This window comes from Pontibacter kalidii, from assembly GCF_026278245.1.
In the GTDB taxonomy this organism is placed as follows: Bacteria; Bacteroidota; Bacteroidia; order Cytophagales; family Hymenobacteraceae; genus Pontibacter; species Pontibacter kalidii.
Genome location: NZ_CP111079.1, coordinates 2,561,876 through 2,579,201, shown reverse-complemented (window position 1 = coordinate 2,579,201; position 17,326 = coordinate 2,561,876). Strand labels below are relative to the sequence as shown.

The 17,326-nt window shown below is 53.6% G+C and carries 15 protein-coding genes; 10 read left to right on the top strand and 5 right to left on the bottom strand.

Features of this window, described 5'->3' with window-relative positions; genetic code table 11:
* Positions 1–128: 128 nt before the first annotated feature.
* Together OH144_RS11105 and OH144_RS11100 are read right to left on the bottom strand one after the other, a co-directional pair.
* Entirely contained in the window at positions 129–728 is a 600-nt protein-coding gene (locus OH144_RS11105; protein ID WP_266202306.1) for a DUF2179 domain-containing protein, read from the bottom strand.
* A gap of 3 nt (positions 729–731) precedes the next feature.
* A complete protein-coding gene (locus OH144_RS11100) occupies positions 732–1,019 on the bottom strand; it encodes a hypothetical protein (protein ID WP_266202304.1) in 288 nt (95 codons plus the stop codon).
* A 279-nt stretch (positions 1,020–1,298) separates the two neighbouring features.
* Here OH144_RS11100 and OH144_RS11095 point away from each other — a divergent pair, with 279 nt between their 5' ends.
* Positions 1,299–3,515, top strand: a complete 2,217-nt coding sequence (locus tag OH144_RS11095) for a bifunctional alpha,alpha-trehalose-phosphate synthase (UDP-forming)/trehalose-phosphatase (protein WP_266202303.1) — start codon at positions 1,299–1,301, stop codon at positions 3,513–3,515.
* Positions 3,516–3,779: 264 nt separating this feature from the next.
* On the top strand, positions 3,780–4,637 hold the full coding sequence (locus OH144_RS11090; RefSeq protein ID WP_266202301.1) for a universal stress protein: 858 nt from the start codon (positions 3,780–3,782) through the stop codon (positions 4,635–4,637).
* 61 nt (positions 4,638–4,698) lie between these two features.
* On the opposite strand, the gene OH144_RS11085 is transcribed toward OH144_RS11090, so the two are convergent.
* Complete coding sequence (locus OH144_RS11085) at positions 4,699–5,115, bottom strand: hypothetical protein (RefSeq protein WP_266202300.1); 417 nt, start codon at positions 5,113–5,115, stop codon at positions 4,699–4,701.
* 69 nt (positions 5,116–5,184) lie between these two features.
* A complete protein-coding gene (locus OH144_RS11080) occupies positions 5,185–6,471 on the bottom strand; it encodes a T9SS type A sorting domain-containing protein (protein ID WP_266202299.1) in 1,287 nt (428 codons plus the stop codon).
* A gap of 289 nt (positions 6,472–6,760) precedes the next feature.
* Between OH144_RS11080 and OH144_RS11075 the strand changes: the two genes are divergently transcribed.
* From OH144_RS11075 to OH144_RS11040, 8 genes are all read left to right on the top strand, one after another.
* Positions 6,761–7,066, top strand: a complete 306-nt coding sequence (locus OH144_RS11075; protein WP_266202298.1) for an ArsR/SmtB family transcription factor — start codon at positions 6,761–6,763, stop codon at positions 7,064–7,066.
* A 90-nt stretch (positions 7,067–7,156) separates the two neighbouring features.
* Positions 7,157–7,555: a rhodanese-like domain-containing protein gene (locus OH144_RS11070; RefSeq protein ID WP_266202297.1), complete on the top strand. Its 399-nt coding sequence runs from the start codon at positions 7,157–7,159 to the stop codon at positions 7,553–7,555.
* 193 nt (positions 7,556–7,748) lie between these two features.
* On the top strand, positions 7,749–8,978 hold the full coding sequence (locus OH144_RS11065) for an exonuclease SbcCD subunit D C-terminal domain-containing protein (protein ID WP_266202296.1): 1,230 nt from the start codon (positions 7,749–7,751) through the stop codon (positions 8,976–8,978).
* Positions 8,979–9,117: 139 nt separating this feature from the next.
* On the top strand, positions 9,118–9,732 hold the full coding sequence (locus tag OH144_RS11060) for a hypothetical protein (RefSeq protein WP_266202295.1): 615 nt from the start codon (positions 9,118–9,120) through the stop codon (positions 9,730–9,732).
* Between the two features lie 36 nt (positions 9,733–9,768).
* Positions 9,769–13,422, top strand: a complete 3,654-nt coding sequence (locus OH144_RS11055; RefSeq protein ID WP_266202294.1) for an AAA family ATPase — start codon at positions 9,769–9,771, stop codon at positions 13,420–13,422.
* Positions 13,423–13,582: 160 nt separating this feature from the next.
* On the top strand, positions 13,583–13,801 hold the full coding sequence (locus OH144_RS11050; protein ID WP_266202293.1) for a hypothetical protein: 219 nt from the start codon (positions 13,583–13,585) through the stop codon (positions 13,799–13,801).
* Positions 13,802–13,961: 160 nt separating this feature from the next.
* Complete coding sequence (locus OH144_RS11045; RefSeq protein WP_266202292.1) at positions 13,962–15,968, top strand: tetratricopeptide repeat-containing sensor histidine kinase; 2,007 nt, start codon at positions 13,962–13,964, stop codon at positions 15,966–15,968.
* 98 nt (positions 15,969–16,066) lie between these two features.
* Positions 16,067–16,906, top strand: coding sequence for a thermonuclease family protein (locus tag OH144_RS11040; RefSeq protein WP_266202291.1), 840 nt, complete (start codon positions 16,067–16,069; stop codon positions 16,904–16,906).
* 88 nt (positions 16,907–16,994) lie between these two features.
* Here OH144_RS11040 and OH144_RS11035 read toward each other — a convergent pair whose 3' ends face one another.
* Entirely contained in the window at positions 16,995–17,321 is a 327-nt protein-coding gene (locus tag OH144_RS11035; protein ID WP_242928515.1) for a HesB/IscA family protein, read from the bottom strand.
* Positions 17,322–17,326: the final 5 nt, after the last annotated feature.

Genomic DNA, 17,326 nt, shown 5'->3' with positions numbered 1-17,326 from the left:
TCCTTTAGTAACGTATAAAAGGGAAGGCCGCCAAAGTGTAAATTATACTTTGGCGGCCTTCCCTTTATCGGTTTAAAATAGAGGAAGTTTAAACTTGTTACCTGTGGCAAGCAGTACTTAGCCTCTGCCTACTTGCCTTTCCGCAGCGGGAATAACCTGCGCAGGCTTAGCTGTCGCTGCTCTTCTGCCTGTGGCACCCCCACATCGGCAACAGAGCGCACATCCTCCACCGAGTAAAAGGCCTGTGGGTTATAGCTTCGGATGATGTCCAGTACGTGCTGTAGCTTTTTACGCTTCACGATCATAAACAGCAGGTTTACACTGCCCCGGGTGCCACGTGCATCCACGCAGGTGAGGCGATAGCCGTGGCCGGAGAGTCGCTTGATAAGCTCATCGGCGGGCTCCACGGTGATAACGCGCACCACCATCTGGCCCAGTGCCAGCTTCTGCTCCACCCGCAGGCCCAGAAAGTTGCCCATCGCAAAGCCGCCGGCCCAGGCCAGGTACGAGGCCACGTTGTCCAGGTTCTCCATCACCTGCGTAATGGCCACCAGCCAGATCAGCACTTCCAGGAACCCAAGTATGGGCGACATCACTTTGTCGCCCTTCGACACGAACACGATGCGGAGGGTGCCCAGGGTAACGTCGCAGATGCGGGCAAGGAAAATAAGGGCAGGGATGATCACCCAGTCAACGATCACCGGGTCTATGCCTTCGAAGAAACTCATATGCTATACTTTTGTAATCGGCAGCTTCAAGTTACAAAGCTTCGCCAAAGGGGGCAACTTATTAGCCACATACTCGCTGCGGATCGCAGCCAGGGCCCCGTGCGTGTCCGCTTCAGGAACGGCATCTGAAGAAAATAGTTTAGCGGCTTTACCGGGAGCGCCCACCGCGGCCTGAAGTATAACGGGTATCCGGCGCGGGAGCGGGTTTGCACCTGTCTGGTTACCAGGCAGGTGCTCCCTGTGACCGCTGTTATTGAAGAGGCTGTCGCGGTAGAGTGCCCTGGCTTGCACAGGTGCATTGCATCGCCGGCTTCGCTCACGCTATCCTGGTGCTGCCCCGCTTTGCGGGCCGAAGGGTATCCTGCGGGGAGGACGCCCGTGACCACGCCGGGTTTATTTATTAATATATATTTACCTATATTATAGAACGTGCCGCGCAGATTATACGTATGTGAGGTAGGTTGATATGTGTCAACCGCTGGAGATAAACCAATACCCGGCTACAGCTGCAGTGCTTTTCTGCGCCTGAACCACTTGCTGCACTGCCTGCCGGGGAAAATACCACAGAGCATGGCAAAACTGATTATTGTTTCTAACAGGTTACCTGTAAAACTGGAAGAGAAGGACGGAGAATTTAACTATAAGACGAGCGAGGGGGGCTTGGCCACCGGTTTGGGCTCCATCTACAAAGAGGGGGATAACCTCTGGATTGGCTGGCCCGGCCAGGTGGTAACAGAGGAGGAGAAGCAGGGGCAGATTGCGGTGGATCTGAAAGCGGAGAACATGCAGCCCGTTTTCCTGACCGAAACAGAGATAAAGGAGTTCTACGAGGGCTTCAGCAACGAGACGCTCTGGCCCACCTTCCACTACTTCAGCCAATATGCCATTTACGACCAGCAGCTCTGGGAAACCTATGTGGAAGTGAACCAGAAGTATTGCGAGGCGGTGGTGGCGCAGGCAGGCCCGGAGGACACTATCTGGGTGCACGACTACCAACTGTTGCTGCTGCCAAGCATGCTGCGCGAGAAACTGCCGGAGAGCACAATAGGCTTCTTCCAGCACATCCCGTTCCCGAGCTACGAAGTGTTCCGACTGCTGCCCTGGCGCAAAGAGTTGCTGGAGGGCATGCTAGGCTCCGACCTTATTGGCTTCCATACCTATGATGATATGCGCCACTTCCTGAGCTCGGTGAACCGCCTGGTGGGCTACGGGAGTATGCACGGCTGGATAAACACGCCCAACCGCTCTCTGCTTGTAGACTCGTTCCCAATGGGCATCGACTATGAGAAGTATGCCGGCACTGCCGCGATGGAGGAGGTAAAGAAGCGGGAGCGCATCTACCGGGGCAACCTAAACGCAGAGAAGATCATACTTTCCATCGACCGCCTCGACTACTCCAAGGGCATACCGCAGCGCCTGCGTGCCTTTGAACTGTTCCTGGAGAAATACCCTGAGTTCCATGACAAGGTAACCTTGCTGATGCTGGTGGTGCCAAGCCGGGATGCCGTGGAAAAGTATAAGGAGTTGAAAGAGGAGGTAGACGAACTGGTGGGCCGCATCAACGGCAAGTATAGCCACATCAGCTGGAACCCGATCCAGTACTTTTACCGCTCTTACCCGCTGGAGACGCTCTCCGCCTTTTACCGTATGGCCGATGTAGCCTTGGTAACCCCGATGCGCGATGGTATGAACCTGGTGTGCAAAGAGTACGTGGCCAGCAAGCTGGACCAGAAAGGCGTGCTCATACTTAGCGAAATGGCCGGGGCCTCCAAAGAGCTCTCGGACGCCTTGCTAATAAATCCGAACGACATCAACCAGATGGTAGACGCTATTTACCAGTCGCTGGTGATGCCGGAGAATGAGCAGCAGCAGCACATGGCCAACATGCAGGAGTCGCTGAAAAGATACAACATCCACCACTGGGTAAGTATGTTCATGGATCGCCTGTCTTACGTAAAGATCAAGCAGCTGTCGCTGGCTACCACCTACCTTGACGAGTCTACCTTCCTGGAGATGAGCAACGCTTACGAGTCCGCCAGCTCGCGCCTGTTCTTCCTGGAGTATGACGGAGCCCTGGTCGATTACCGCCACCGCCCGCTGATGGCACGCCCCGACGACGACCTGATGGACCTGCTGGAACGCCTGAGCAGCAACCCCAAGAACAGGGTGGTGGTGATGAGCAGCCGCGAGAAGGCCACCATGCAGGACTGGCTGGGCCACCTCAACATCGACATCATTGCCGAACACGGCGTCTGGATAAAGCAGCGCGGCACCGGCTGGCAAACCATGCTCAGCCTGATGGACGACTGGAAAAAGGACATCCGCCTGATCCTGGATTTGTACGTAGACCGCACGCCGGGCTCTTTTATTGAAGAGAAGGAGTACTCGCTGGTGTGGCATTACCGCCGCGTAGAAACCGGTTTGGGCGAGCTTCGTGCCCGCGAGCTGGTGAGCCACCTCAACTTCCTGGCCTCTAACAGTAACCTGCAGGTGCTCGACGGGCAGATGGCCGTAGAGGTGAAGGCGCAGGAAATTAATAAAGGAAAGGCCTCAAGTTACTGGCTCAGCAAGTTCCCGCACAAGTTCGTGATGGCCGTGGGTGATGACTGGGGCGATGAGGATATCTTCAAGGCCATGCCGCGCAACTCCTACACCATAAAGGTGGGAAATGCCTCTTCGGTGGCCAAATACCACGTGGATACCTGTCAGGAGGCCCGCGAGATGCTGGACCGCCTGCTGCAGAGCAGCACACAGGAACAGGCGTCCGGCGCACTCATGACAGGTTGATAAAGTATAAAAGTAGAAAAGCCCCGCTTGCTAATATAAATGCAAGCGGGGCTTTTACCTTAATTGTACTCAGGCTGGTTGTATGTCTTCTGTTAGGAGGTAGCATACTTGGATTTTATTCTGCATAAATCGAATATTTTAGTTCGATCTTAGTATATAAGCTATGAGAAGCCTGAAATAAGTAAGATATCCCTTTGTGATTTCACGTGTACATAGTAGTATGCCGATATAAACACACAAGCAAAACCAACAACCAACGCTAAAATGAGAAAAATACTATGTCCAACGGACTTCTCCGCTACTTCGGACAAGGCCTTGGAGTATGCTGTACACACAGCGCAGCATGCCGGGGCACACCTGACGCTGCTGCATGTCGTGCATCTGCCTATCGTAGACACGTCAGAGACGGCACTGGTGGCAAGCGAACTGCTGGGGGAGCAGATGCGCAATGCCGCTGAGAAGCTGAAAGCGACTGTACTGCGCCTGGAGGAAAAGTATGGGGCTAACCGTGATGGCGGCTTCTCCTGCGATTACCTGCTGAAAGAAGCGCTGCTGACAGACGTGGCCGAGCATCTAAGCAAACAGGAAGGCTATGACCTGATTGTGATGGGTACCACCGGCCTCGACAGCACCATGGAGGAACTGCTGATAGGCAGCAATACGGAATCCGTGATGGAGGAGGTGAGCTGCGCGGTGCTCTCGGTGCCGAAGCATGCGCCCTCCCCTAAAATAGAGCGTATTGTTTACGCCTCCGATTACAGCGAGGAAGACGTACACGCCATGGAAGAGGTAGTGGAGTTGGGGAGCTGCTTTGGGGCCAAGATCGATGTGGTGCACATCGTGAAAGACCAGGGCAAACAGGACGGCGAGGAGGCAGCCGCCTTTAGGCTGGAGTTGCAGGGGCTCTTCCCGGACGTGCCGCTTTCGTTCCAGGAGCTAACAAACAAGCACCGCGATGAAGGGCTGATGGCCTATTACACCCAGGCAGGAGGCGATGTGATGGCGTTGGTACGGAGGGAGAAGGGGTTTCTGAAGCGCTTGTTCACCCAAAGCCTTGCCGAACGCATGACCTACCAGGCAAAGGTGCCGCTGCTGGTGCTGCACGGCAAAAAGAAAGCATAAGCAGCACGTATGGAGAACACGTTACACAAATAGAAAAGTCCCCGCCACGGCGGGGACTTTTCTATTTTCTTCCGATTTCTCTTACGGCATCCTTGTCAAAAATAAGGTCGAGGTCTTTGCTGCACTCCTGGCAGTTGTAGCGGCCATAATCCTCCACGGCGCGCGGCAGTATCAGGTTTCGAAACGAGCCTTTGCCCTTGCACTGCACCAGGATGGGGCAGTCGTGCTGCACATGGAAAACATCAGACTCACTGTCCTCGCAGATCCAAACGCGTTTCCGCGCCATGTCCTCCGGTATGATAAAGAATTCAGGCGCCGGCCTTTTTGCAGCTGCAGCCGTTATGGTTTGCGCAGGCTGAGTAGTGGCGGCTGTGGTTTTTTCCTGCTGTCCGGTTTCCGTGGGTTGGCAGGCAGCAAAAACGGATAGCACAAGTATAAAGGTTGCACCCTGCAGGTAAGTACTTAGGCTTGGTTTCATTTTTTTGAGGCTTGGCAAAAACCAAAGGTATAAAATTTAGCGTGAAAGCCTTCGCCGGGCTACCAGATTCTAGCGCCTCACAAACCTGCTTACGTGGCGCTTGCCACCTTCATCCAGCAGCACCAGTACATAAGTTCCTCTTTCCAGGCGGCTCACATCCAAAGTATGGCTGGGGGTAATCTGCTGTAGCTGTTGCTCCAGCAACTTTCGTCCCACGGCATCCACCACCATGGCCTGCTGCAGCCGCACACCGGATTTTACCTGCAACTCCCCATTGGTAATGGTCGGGTACACGCTTACCTGCTGTGCAACTTTTCTGTTAACGGAAACTATTTTGGAGTAAGTATAACTCTCGTCCTCATCCACCTGCTTTAGCCTGTAATAAGATGTCCCGGCGAGCGGCACCTGATCTACGTAGGTATAGTTGGTGGTTTGTGCGGTGGTGCCGTGGCCGGCCACCATACCTATCCCTTCATACGTTTTGCCATCGTGGCTGCGCTCCACCACAAAATGGCTGTTCTGGTCTTCGCTGGCGGTTTGCCACTGCAATTCTACCTGAGTACCTTTTATACTTACATTAAAATAAGCCAGCTCCACAGGAAGCGGCGCCGGCATATCCACGGCTTGGGCATGCCAGGTTACGGTTACATCGTCTAGGGCCAGGCCATGGTCGGCTTCGGTCTCATCGGCATCCTTCCAGCGCAGCATCAGGTAGTGCCCCTCCGGAATCTCGGTCTGGATGATGTGGTGCAACAAAGCCCGGTTCTCAGCAGCATTACCGTTTACTGGTCCTCCTGCTGAATAGAACTTTGGACCGTAGAATTTTAGCTCCGGCACCTCCGTCCAGCCCTTATTATTGGTAGGAGTTGTGTTCACACTTGCTGGGTCGCTGGTGATGGCATACCAGAACGAGAGAACATGTTGAGGCGCGGTGATGTTAGAGATTCGCCATTGCTCTCCGGTATAATCCACCTCCACCGATTTTATAGGACTGCCTGTATTATTCTGCAGCAGCAGATTGTAGGTAAATTGGCCGGCGTTTGTAGACGCAAGAGACCCCAAAGCCCTATCTGTAGAGCCAGTTGCTCCATAACTGTAGAGGCCGCCCGTATTTCCCTGGCCTGTGTTCGCTGTGATGATAGTGTCTCCTTTTGTCCGGTAAACAGCCCATCCCGGAAAATATTCCTGGCCACTTTTCCAGGTGGCAGTGCCCGTGGCAGGTAATCCATCGAAGCTCTGGGTATAACTATTCTGGCGTGGGCCCATACCGATCTGGGCATGCGTTGTAAGCGGGAAGTAAAAAATAGCGCAGCAAAGGGCAATTACGCGCCAAGGCAGGGTAAAAACTGTTTTCATTTGCTTGGAAAGGGTTAAGTGGTTAACTGTCAGGGTATAGCATGTGCTAAATTAATATTGCCCAAACCTACGTGATCTTATTAAAGTTCAATGATATTCTTAATATTCTTCAGTTTATCAGGTGTAGGATTATTTTAACAGACCCAGCTTAGAAAGTGATAAAGGTAAAATGAGCCTGCTAATACCGCAGGGAGGAGCGCAATAAGGAACTATAAGTATGTCGGGGTTGTACTAAAATAACGTACATGAAGATATGTTCATGTACTTTCCCAACCTAATATTACCTTACATGAGTACCTTAAAAGTCCGGGTGGACCAGAAGAAGCTGGAGCGGGCGGCTTATGTGCTGAAGTGCGTGGCGCATCCAGTTCGCATCAGTATCATAGACCTGCTGGAGCAGAAAGAGCGGCTAACGGTGAGTCAGCTGCAGGAAGTGCTACAAGTAGAGCAGTCATTGCTGTCGCACCACCTTACCAACATGCGCGACAAAGGCCTGGTGGAGACAAGGCGCGAAGGCAAGAACGTGTACTATTCCCTTTCCGACTCTGCCATCACCCACATCATCAGCTGCATACACGGCTGTAAAAATTTCTGAGGCAGGTAGCGGTTATCCTTTCAGCAACCGGAAAAGTAAAAGATGCCAGATGATGCGTACCTTTACAAAGTATAAATAAAGTATAAAACCATGAGAATCTTAGCCACTAGCCTACTTGCCGCGCTACTGTTTGGCTGCGCCGGCACGCCCCAGCAGGTGTCCGCGCAGGTGCAGCACATGACGCCAACCGAATTCAAAGAGCAGAACCTGAACAGCAAAACCGTGGTAGTGGACGTGCGCACGCCGGAGGAATATGCCAGTGGCCACCTGGATGGCGCTAGGCTGTCCGATTTCCGTGGCGGCGAGTTTGCAGAGGAGATGAAGAACTGGGACAAAGACAAAGTATACTACCTGTACTGCGCCTCCGGCAACCGCAGCGGGCAGGCCGCCGAACTGATGAAACAGGCCGGCTTTAAGCACATCTATAACCTGGGCGGTTACCAGGACCTGAAGGAGGCGGGCCTGCCAACCGAAGCCGGGCAGGAGTAAAAGTATAAAGCGTTTGCCGAAAGGGCAGTAGTGGCCGTAAAGCTGTTTCTGCCCTTTTTTCTTTGCCGCCAAGTATAAAGCCCCTGCCGCCGTTTCTCCTCAATTTAATACTTCAGGACGATAATCAACAGAATTTCCTTGCCATATTCCTATATTCTGATGTATCTTGAACCGGAATTGGAGAAGAAGAGCTATGCGCGTACTACACACCTCAGACTGGCACCTGGGCCAGCGCCTCGTTAACCTGGAACGTACCGAAGAACACCAGTATTTTCTGAACTGGCTGCTGCAAACCATCGAGCAGGAGCAGGTGGAGGTGTTGCTGATGGCCGGCGATGTGTTTGACAACGGCGCTCCCTCCAACACAGCCCTGAAGCTATACTATGACTTCCTGCGGAAAGTATGCGCCACCTGCTGCCGACACATCATTATCACGGGAGGCAACCACGATTCTGTCTCTACCCTGAACGCCCCCAAAGAGCTGCTCGAGTGCTTTAACATCCACGTTATCGGTGGAGCCTCATCCGATCCGCTGGATGAACTCATCGAGCTGAAAAACGAGCAGGGGGAACTGCAGCTGGTCGTGTGCGCCGTGCCTTTCCTCCGCGATCGCGATGTGCGCCTCTCGGTGCCTGGCGAGAGCTTTGAGGAGCGGGAGCAACGCATCAAGCAAGGCATCGCCGCGCATTACGAGGCTTTTGTGCCGCACATCCAAAAGTATAAACAGCAAGGAATTCCGGTAGTAGCCACGGGGCATTTGTTTGCCGCCGGCGGCTCCGCCTCCGAAAGCGAGAAGGAGATACATGTGGGCAATCTGGGCCAGATCGGTGCCGAGCAGTTTCCGCAGGAGTTCGATTATGTGGCGCTGGGCCACCTGCACCGCCCGCAGCAGGTCAACAACCGTCACCACATCCGCTACTCGGGCTCGCCTATTCCGCTTAGCTTTAGCGAGGTGACGGACAAAAAGGTGGTGTTTATACTTGACTTTGAGGCCGGCAGGCTGGCTGACCTGCGTGAGGTGGAGATACCCTGTTGCCGCAAGCTCGTGCGTTTTAAAGGGCCGCTGGAAAAGGTAAAGCAGCAACTCGCCGTTTACGACAACAGTGCCTACACGCTAACGGCCTGGGCTGAAATTCAACTGGAACTGGAGTCGCACTTGCCGGACCTGAACCAGCAGCTGGAGGAGGTGCTGAGCCTGAAAAAAGACGAGCTGAAGCTGCTCATTCACCGCCCGCCTATCATCCAGAAAACCGCCCAAACGCTGGAGCAGCAGGTACAGCAGGAGGCAGACCTGCACACCCTCCGCGAGCAAGACGTGTTCCTCAAACGCTGCCAAAGCGCCTACCCGGATTCGGATCACGCTGAACTGGTAGCCACGTTCTCGGAGCTGCTGGAGCTGATGGGGCAAGGGCAGGAAAGTTAGAAGGTTAAAAAGTTTGGAAGTTGAAATGAGCTCATAATCCTTTTTGACATGTGGGTGTCTGTCAATCAGAGTATAACAATCCCGATCATCCGAAGAATGCTGCAAATCCGGATTCCGGTATGTATAAAGTATAGCAAACATGAAAACCCTCCTGTTACTTATACTTCTGTTGCCATGTTTGGCAAAGGGACAAACCCTGAAGCCAAAGGAGCTGTGTGGTAAGTATAAAAATGAGTATGTGCATCATTTAATAAACGGGTCTTTTACAACTGCGGCCTACACGGTTACCTTAAAGGATGCGGGGGAATTTCCGCTGGAAACAGTTCATGAAGAAGCGGCTTTACAACACCTACGAGAAAGGGCAGCATGTGCAGAGGAAAGTTTTATCAAAAAGCAGGTCAGAACAAAAAAGCTTCAGGCGCAATTGAAGCAGAACCATACAATACTGGAAGAGAAACTTTACAGGACAAAAGACAACCTGCTAATCGGCGTGCTAAAATCCGTGTCCGGTGACACTTACAAGTTCTACTCTAATACGCTTATCCTGGTGGATGGGGCCACTGTCCATAGTTTTACAGACCGCGGCGAGGAAGATTTTAACATTGCCCTACACGGAGCGGAAAAAACGGGGGATTATTATGTGCTTTATGGAGTGGAAGAACAAAACCAAGGTTCTTCATACTTTGGCAAATTTCTTATTCTATCCAACTCGGAGGAACAGATCAGGTTTTATGAAAAGTACCTTGAAAACTAACTACAGAATTTACTTGTAAACACCCACAGTTCACCCATGAAAATCCTCTCCGTACGCTTCCAGAACCTGAACTCGCTGAAAGGTGAGCATGAGATCCGTTTCGACCAGAGTCCGCTGGCGGAGGCGGGGCTGTTTGCTATTACGGGCCCCACGGGTGCGGGCAAAACCACCATTCTGGATGCCATTACGGTGGGCCTTTACGGGCTGGTGCACCGCCACAGCAACGACAAACCGCTGGAACTGATGACGCGCCACACGGCCGAGTGCTTTTCGGAGGTGGAATTCGAGGCTAACGGCAGGCGCTACCGCTCCAAGTGGCACCTGCGCCGCAGCCGGGGCAAAGTGGAGGGCAACATTCAGCCGGTGCACATGGAGCTGTATGCCTTTGAGAAGGATGAACTTTTCGACCTGAAACCCAGTGAGGTGCCGGGCAAGGTGGCCGAGTTGTGTGGCCTCGACTACAACCAGTTTCTGCGCTCGGTGATGCTCTCGCAAGGCGATTTTGCACGTTTCCTGAAAGCGAGTCCCAATGAGCGCAGCAGTCTGCTGGAGAAGATCACCGACACAGGCATCTACACTGAGATCTCCAAATTTGCTTACGACAAGGCAAAGCAGGAGCGGCAGAAGTATGAGGGGCTGGAGCAATTGCTAAAGACAACCCAACTTTTACCTGAGGAGCAGCGCGAGTCCTACGAGCAAAGTATAAAAGAGCTGACCGATCAGGAGGGCGCACTTCAAAAGGATATTATAAAGCTGCAGGAGAAGGTGCAGTGGCTGCAGCAGGTGGCACAGCTGCAGGGCAGGCAGCAGCAACACCAATCAGCGCTGCAGGTGCAGGAGCAAAAGCTAGCGCAACTGCAGCCCGATTTTAACAAGCTGGAGCAGCACAAGCAGGCACATCAGTTCGTGGGCGAGTTGGCCGAGATCCGCAGCGCCGACAGCAAAGTAGCCGAGGTGCAGGAGCAACTGCACACGCTGCAAAAGCGCGTGCCGGTGCTGGAAGCAGAACTGGAAGCCGCCGGAAAAATTGCCATAGAAGCCACCAGGGCATACCAGCAACAGGAAGAGGCGCTGCAACAGCTGGAGCCACTGCTGGCACAGGTTTCAAAGCTGGACCACCAGCTCAGTACCATCCGCGAATCCTACAGCAAAAACAAGAACGCCTACCTCAGCTTTGAGCAACAACTGCAGCAGGAGCAGACCCAGCTGCAGGCCAAACAACAGGAGCTGGAAAAGCTGACGCAGGAGGCGACAAGTATAAAAGCATGGCTGGAGCAGCACGCGCAGCTGCAGGACCTAAAGGAGCACCTGCCCGAGTTCAGAGCCACCCTCCGCGATCTGCTGGAGGTGGAGCAGCGCATCGGGCGCAACCAGCAGGAGCAGCAGGAACTGATTCAGCAGCGGGAGCGGGAGGCAAAGCAGTTGGCCGAACTGCAGGAGCAACAGTCGCAACAGCAGGCGCAGCAGCAACAGCTGCAGCAGCAGAAAGAGGAAAAGCTAACCGCACTGCAAAGTATACTGGCTGCTAAAAGTATGGAGGAACTGGAGCAGGCAGCGCAGTCGCAGCCGGCGCTGGTGGCCAGGTATGAGCGCCTGCAGGAGCTGGCGCAGCAGCATGCCGGACATCAGCAAAAACTCCAGCGCACAAACGAGCAGCTGGCGCAGCTAGGGCAGCAACGGGAAGAGGCAAGTATAAAGCTTCAGGAGTACCAGGCAAAGTATAAACAGGCTGGGGAGCACCTGCAGGCGCTGCAGAAACTGGTAGCTTTGCAGCAACAGATACAGCAGTACGAGGAGGCGCGCCATACTTTGACCGAGCATGAGCCTTGCCCGCTGTGCGGCTCTACACACCACCCTTTTGCTGAAAGCGGCTATGCGTTCGATTTGCCCGAGGAGGTGCAGAAACGCGACAAGCAGCAGGAACTGGTAAAGGAGCTGGAGCAAAGTATAAATCAACTACAACTGCAACTAGGCTCGCTGGAGCAAAAGCAGCAGCTAGGGCACTCTGCCAAATCAGAAACTGAAGATGAGTTAAAGCGCCTGAACCTTACTTTTGAGCAGCAATCGGAAGGGCTTCCGGAAAGTATAAGTATAACTGAAGTTGATAAACTGGCGCAGTTAAAGCAGACACAACAACAAGCAGCTACCTCCTTACAGCAACAACTGGCGCAGGCACGCAGCCTGAGTCGCGAGCTGGAAAGTATAAACCAGCAAAGCCAGCAGCTGCGGGAGGCGCAGGTACAGGCGCAGGCCACCTTGAACCAGTTGCAGTTATCTGACAGGCATCTACAAACGCAGCTACAGAAGCTGCAAGTTATACTTGCCGATGAGCAGGAACAACAGCAGGTGCATACCCAGACGGCCGAATCGTCTGCCGCCACCTTCGGGTTGAAGTATAAACCGGAGGAGCGCCAGATTCTGCTACAGACACTGGAGCAGCAGGCAGCGGCCTATGTCCAGAAACATCAAGCGTTGGAAAGTAAGCGGGAAAAGTATATCGAGCTGAAAGAGCTGGTGAAAAACCTGAAAACTAACGAAGCGCAGAAACTGAGGGAGCAGGAGGAGCGAAAGCAGGGACTTAAGGAAGAACATGAACAGCTTTCACAACTTAAAACGGAGCGCCAAACCTTGTTTGGTGAGAAGGGCACGGAGCAGGAGCGTGCCGCAGCGCAACGGGAGCTGAAAGCGCGTGCCGCGCAGGCCGAGGAAGCCCGCCGCGCGCAGCTGCAGAAGCAGCAGGAACTGCAGGAGGCCCGCGCCCGGCAGACGGAGTGCCTGCAGAAGCATCAGCAGAACAAATCTGTTCTGGACGAGCTGCGGCAGGGATTACTGCATGTGTTGCAGCAGAAGGGCATCGAAACGATTGACGCCCTGAGCCAGATGCTGCTTCACCGCGACGAGGCCGACCGCCTCGCCAACCTGAAGGCGCAAACCGAAAAGCACCTGACCGAGCTGCGCAAGAGCCTGAGCGATGTGCAGCAGGAGCTGGCAACGCTACAGGAACAGCAGCTGACTGGCGAAAGTATGGAAGCCCTGCAGGCGCAGCACCGCCAGAAAACGGAGCAGCAGCGCGAGCTCATTTCGCAGCGGGCGCGCCATCAGCAGCTGTTGGAGCAGGATGCGCAGCAACGGGAGAAAAATCGGGAACTGGCCGGGCAGCTCCAAACGCAGCAACAGGTATGCCACCGCTGGACCCAGCTGGCCGATCTGATAGGCTCTGCCGATGGTAACAAGTTCAGCCGCTTTGCGCAGGGGCTTACGCTGTCCAGGCTGGTGGAACTGGCTAACCGCCACCTGCAAAAGCTCAACGATCGCTACCGTATTCTAAAGTCCGCTGCCGAAGACCTGGAGCTCCTGATCGTGGATATGTACCAGGCAGAGGCCATCCGGCCGATGAACACGCTGTCGGGTGGCGAGAGTTTCCTGGTGAGCCTGGCGCTGGCGCTGGGGCTGTCTGACCTGGCCGGTCGCCGCACACAGATCAACTCGCTTTTTATAGATGAGGGCTTCGGCACGCTGGATGCTGAAACGTTGGATTCTGCCATTTCTACGCTGGAAAACCTGCAGGCCAGTGGCAAGATGATCGGCATTATCTCGCACGTGGAGGCGTTGAAAGAGCGCATCGGCACACAGATTAAAGTACAGCGGCAGGCAGGGGGTGTAAGTAAGGTGGAGGTGCTAAGCTTGTAAATTTTTTCTGTTGGCGTGCCAGGCCTCCAGCGCAAAGTATAGTTTAATATGCAGAGAAACCCTCCAGCTCAATCAGTTGGTGGTTTTCTGTTTGTGGCTATAAAACATTCATCTCGATTCGGTTGATTCTGCGTATTTATACAAAAATTCGATCAGACAGATGAAAAAGCACTTATACAACTTGCTCCTTATATTTATACTTTGTGCAGGAGTTGCCTGTGGCGGCAGTACGCAGGAGCAAACAGAGGGAGGCAAGGCACCCGTCTCAGCCGACGACCCCAAAGCTCCTACCATGGCCCCCGATAAACCTAGCACTAACATTGGCGATGGCTTAGAGGATTCTGCCCGTCAAATAGAGCAGTCCACAGATAGCCTGTAACTTAGAACCTGAAACAGCAAGAAGCAGCTTTATGGCTGTAAACACTTGTTGGTCAGTGTCTTTGACTTAGGAAGTTAGTTAAGCATGGATACTTATTGCAGAAACTATATATATATTATTTATAAATAATTGTATATTGGGGGAGGCTAATGCGCTCCCGATGAAACAAATCTTACTACTAAGCCTATTGCTGGCCTTTTCCACAGTTCACGCCCACACCGATAAGATTGCAGAATTGAAGGCTAAACTGGAAGCCACCCAGGTGGCAGAAGAGCGGGTGTATATTTTGTGTGAGCTGAGCAAGCAGTACTGGAACTCCTCTTTCAGCACTTCCCTGAAGTATGGCAACAAGGCGATCATACTTGCCCGTGAGCTGAACAACCAAAAGGCATTGGCGCTGGCCTACAACAACATCGGCGTAGCCTATGACATCTATGGCAACTACAGCGAGGCGAGCAGCTACTACTATAAGTCGCTGCGGATACGGGAGTCGATCGGGGACTCTGCCGGCCTTAGCGCCAGCTACAATAACATAGCCACTGTTTTTGCCACGCAGGGTGATTTTGAGAAATCTATCGACCTTTACAACAGGTCAATGGAGATTTCCAAAGCCATCAACGATACCAAGGCGGTAGCGCTGGCGCTAAGCAATCTGGGCGGCATTTACCAGGAGAAAAAGGAACTGGATAAGGCGCTTGACTACATCTTGCGCGGGCTGCAACTCCTCAAGCCCGACGATGCGTCGACGCTCATCAGCCTGAACAACATCGGGTTTATTTACTCAGAGAAAGGGGAGTGGGGGAAAGCGCTCTCCTACCACCACAAGGCGCTGAACTTCTCCCGGAAGGTTGGCAGCGCCGTAGATGAGGCTTACTCGCTGAGTGGGCTGGCAGAGGCCTACATGGCCGGTAACCAGCCGGAGATGGCGCTGCCTTACGCCCTGCAAAACGTGGAACTGCTGCAGAAGCTCAACTCCAAAGATGAAGTAAAAAATGCTTCGGAGCTGCTGAATAAACTGTATATCAAACTGGGAGATTACCAAAATGCACACAAGTACCTCACGCTCCAGAACCAGTACGCCGACAGTGTGCAGGCAGCATCGGTGAAAACACAGCTGGCGGAGCTGGAATTTAAGTATGAAAACGAGAAGGCGGCGCAGGAAAACCTGTTGCTGAAGGCGCAGACTAATTTGCAGCAACAGATGATTGAGCGCCGAAACACGGCCCAGATGTTTACCGGCGCCCTGTTGCTGCTTGTTGGGGTGCTGGCTGTGGTGTTTTTTCTGGGGCGCCGCCGTATGCACCGCCTTAACGACCTGCTGGTACAAAAGAACAGGGATGTGCTGGAGCACAGCACCGCCCTTACCCTGCAAAAAGAACAGCTTGCTGGCCAGGCCGCCCTGCTGCGGGAGCAGAAGGAGGAACTTGAGAAACTGAACTCTGTAAAGGATAAGCTCTTCTCCGTTATCGCGCACGACCTGAAAAGCCCGCTGACATCACTTCAGGGGTTGCTACAGTTAATTGCCAAGGGCGCTGTGCCGCAGGAAAAGCTGAAGCCGTTCATGGCCTCCCTGGAAGCCAGCCAGCAGAATTCCCTCTGGTTGCTCGAGAACCTGCTGCTGTGGTCTAGGATACAGATGCGCGGCCTTTCGATAAAGCCTGAGACGACCGACCTGAGTGGGTTGGTGCAGCAAAACATACACCTGCTGGAGCCGCAGGCAGAGTTTAAGGAACTGCAATTTACCTGCGACATCGCCGACACCCACAGCCTCTTCGCCGACAGGGAAATGGTCAGCCTCATGCTGCGTAACCTGATCGCCAACGCCATTAAGTTCAGCAAAAGGAGTGGCCGTATCCACATCGCCTCCAGTTTAAAGGGAAACTGTGTCACTATTTCGGTGCGGGATACCGGTATTGGTATGACCCCGGAAAAGCTCTCCTCGTTGTTTAGCGGCAACAGTAGCAGCAGCAGAGGCACCGCCGATGAGCGGGGAAGCGGGCTGGGCCTGCAGCTTTGCCAGTACTTTATTGAGCGCAACAGCGGCAGCATCTGGGCAGAGAGTGAGGTAGGCAAAGGCAGCACGTTCTATTTCAGGTTGCCGGCTGCCTCTGTTACTCAGCCAGATGAGCATGCCCCAGCGGTAGCAGAGGCTGTGGAGATGGCTTAAAAAGCTGAAGGTTTAAATTTGTCGCTCACTTTCATCGTTATACTTTTGTACCAGCCTGTAAAATTTTGCCGTACCATCGTATAACTCCTTACCACATCATGAAAAGATTCCTGTACCTGCCCCTGGCGCTGCTTATCCTGTCCTCCTGCAAAAGCGACCGCAAAGATGCGCAGGAACAGTTTAGGGAGCGGCAACAAGCTATTTTAGAACGCGACGGGCAGGAGGAGGAAGACCGTGTAACAGCAGCTGACACCGTTGTTAAGGAAGCCGAAAAGGAAGGTGCAGCGGAAGCCTCCAAAGGGCCTGATGCCACCGCCGGCGATAAAGTGGTAGGGGTAAAGGATGGCGATACCGTCGTGCTGCTGCGCAATGGCGAGGAGGTGACCGTCCGTTTATATGGCGTGGATACCCCTGAGAAGAACCAGGCCTACGGCCAGCGGGCTAAGCAGTATACGTCGGATCTGGTCTTTGGCAAAAGCGTGCGCCTGATCGTCAACAACAAAGACCGTTATGGCCGCACCGTGGGTACGATCATACTTCCGGACGGCAGAAACCTGAACGAGGAGCTGATCCGAAACGGTTATGCCTGGCACTATAAGGAATACTCCAAGGATCAGAACCTGGCGAACGCCGAAGTGGATGCCCGCCGCTATAAGCGGGGCCTGTGGCAGGATTCGAACCCCATAGCCCCCTGGGACTTCCGGAAGAACCAGCGCACGGGTAACGCCTCCGCCAACACAGCCAATGCTCCCGTGCCTGCCGGGGCAACCAAGCGCACCGTGTATATCTGCAACAGCACCAGTTCCGCCGTCTACCATTACGATAGCACCTGCCACGTACTAAAGCGCTGTAAAGATGAAGTGATAAAAACAACGGAGGCTGCGGCCATCCGGGAGCATGGGCGCCGGGCCGATAAGACCTGTACCCCTAAAGTATAAGCCAGTCTGTAAGGCACAGCTGAAAGTATAAAAAAAGACTCTGCCGCAGTGGCAGAGCCTTTTTCATAAGTATAAGTTCTGTTGATATCTAAACAGAGAAGCTGTCGCCGCAGCCGCAGGTACGGGAGGCATTGGGGTTGTTGAAGAAGAAGCCCTTGCCGTTCAGGCCGTCAGAGAAATCTAGCTCTGTGCCTGCCAGGTATAAGAAGCTCTTCATGTCTACCACCACCTTTACGCCCTTGTCTTCAAACTCCTGGTCCATCGGCTTCACCTCGTCGTCGAAGTCGAGGTTATAGGACAGGCCGGAGCAACCACCACCCGCAACAGAGGCACGCAAGCGGAACGTGTCGTCCAACTGAGCATCCTGCTTCAGCTTTATTACCTTCTCTTTTGCTTTGTCTGAAACTGTGATCATAATCT

Bases quoted from the DNA above. Each gene is read 5' to 3' on its own strand.
- OH144_RS11105 (WP_266202306.1), bottom strand. From the start codon at position 728: ATGAGTTTCTTCGAAGGCATAGACCCGGTGATCGTTGACTGGGTGATC.
- OH144_RS11095 (WP_266202303.1), top strand. From the start codon at position 1,299: ATGGCAAAACTGATTATTGTTTCTAACAGGTTACCTGTAAAACTGGAA.
- OH144_RS11090 (WP_266202301.1), top strand. From the start codon at position 3,780: ATGAGAAAAATACTATGTCCAACGGACTTCTCCGCTACTTCGGACAAG.
- OH144_RS11085 (WP_266202300.1), bottom strand. From the start codon at position 5,115: ATGAAACCAAGCCTAAGTACTTACCTGCAGGGTGCAACCTTTATACTT.
- OH144_RS11080 (WP_266202299.1), bottom strand. From the start codon at position 6,471: ATGAAAACAGTTTTTACCCTGCCTTGGCGCGTAATTGCCCTTTGCTGC.
- OH144_RS11075 (WP_266202298.1), top strand. From the start codon at position 6,761: ATGAGTACCTTAAAAGTCCGGGTGGACCAGAAGAAGCTGGAGCGGGCG.
- OH144_RS11070 (WP_266202297.1), top strand. From the start codon at position 7,157: ATGAGAATCTTAGCCACTAGCCTACTTGCCGCGCTACTGTTTGGCTGC.
- OH144_RS11065 (WP_266202296.1), top strand. From the start codon at position 7,749: ATGCGCGTACTACACACCTCAGACTGGCACCTGGGCCAGCGCCTCGTT.
- OH144_RS11060 (WP_266202295.1), top strand. From the start codon at position 9,118: ATGAAAACCCTCCTGTTACTTATACTTCTGTTGCCATGTTTGGCAAAG.
- OH144_RS11055 (WP_266202294.1), top strand. From the start codon at position 9,769: ATGAAAATCCTCTCCGTACGCTTCCAGAACCTGAACTCGCTGAAAGGT.
- OH144_RS11050 (WP_266202293.1), top strand. From the start codon at position 13,583: ATGAAAAAGCACTTATACAACTTGCTCCTTATATTTATACTTTGTGCA.
- OH144_RS11045 (WP_266202292.1), top strand. From the start codon at position 13,962: ATGAAACAAATCTTACTACTAAGCCTATTGCTGGCCTTTTCCACAGTT.
- OH144_RS11040 (WP_266202291.1), top strand. From the start codon at position 16,067: ATGAAAAGATTCCTGTACCTGCCCCTGGCGCTGCTTATCCTGTCCTCC.
- OH144_RS11035 (WP_242928515.1), bottom strand. From the start codon at position 17,321: ATGATCACAGTTTCAGACAAAGCAAAAGAGAAGGTAATAAAGCTGAAG.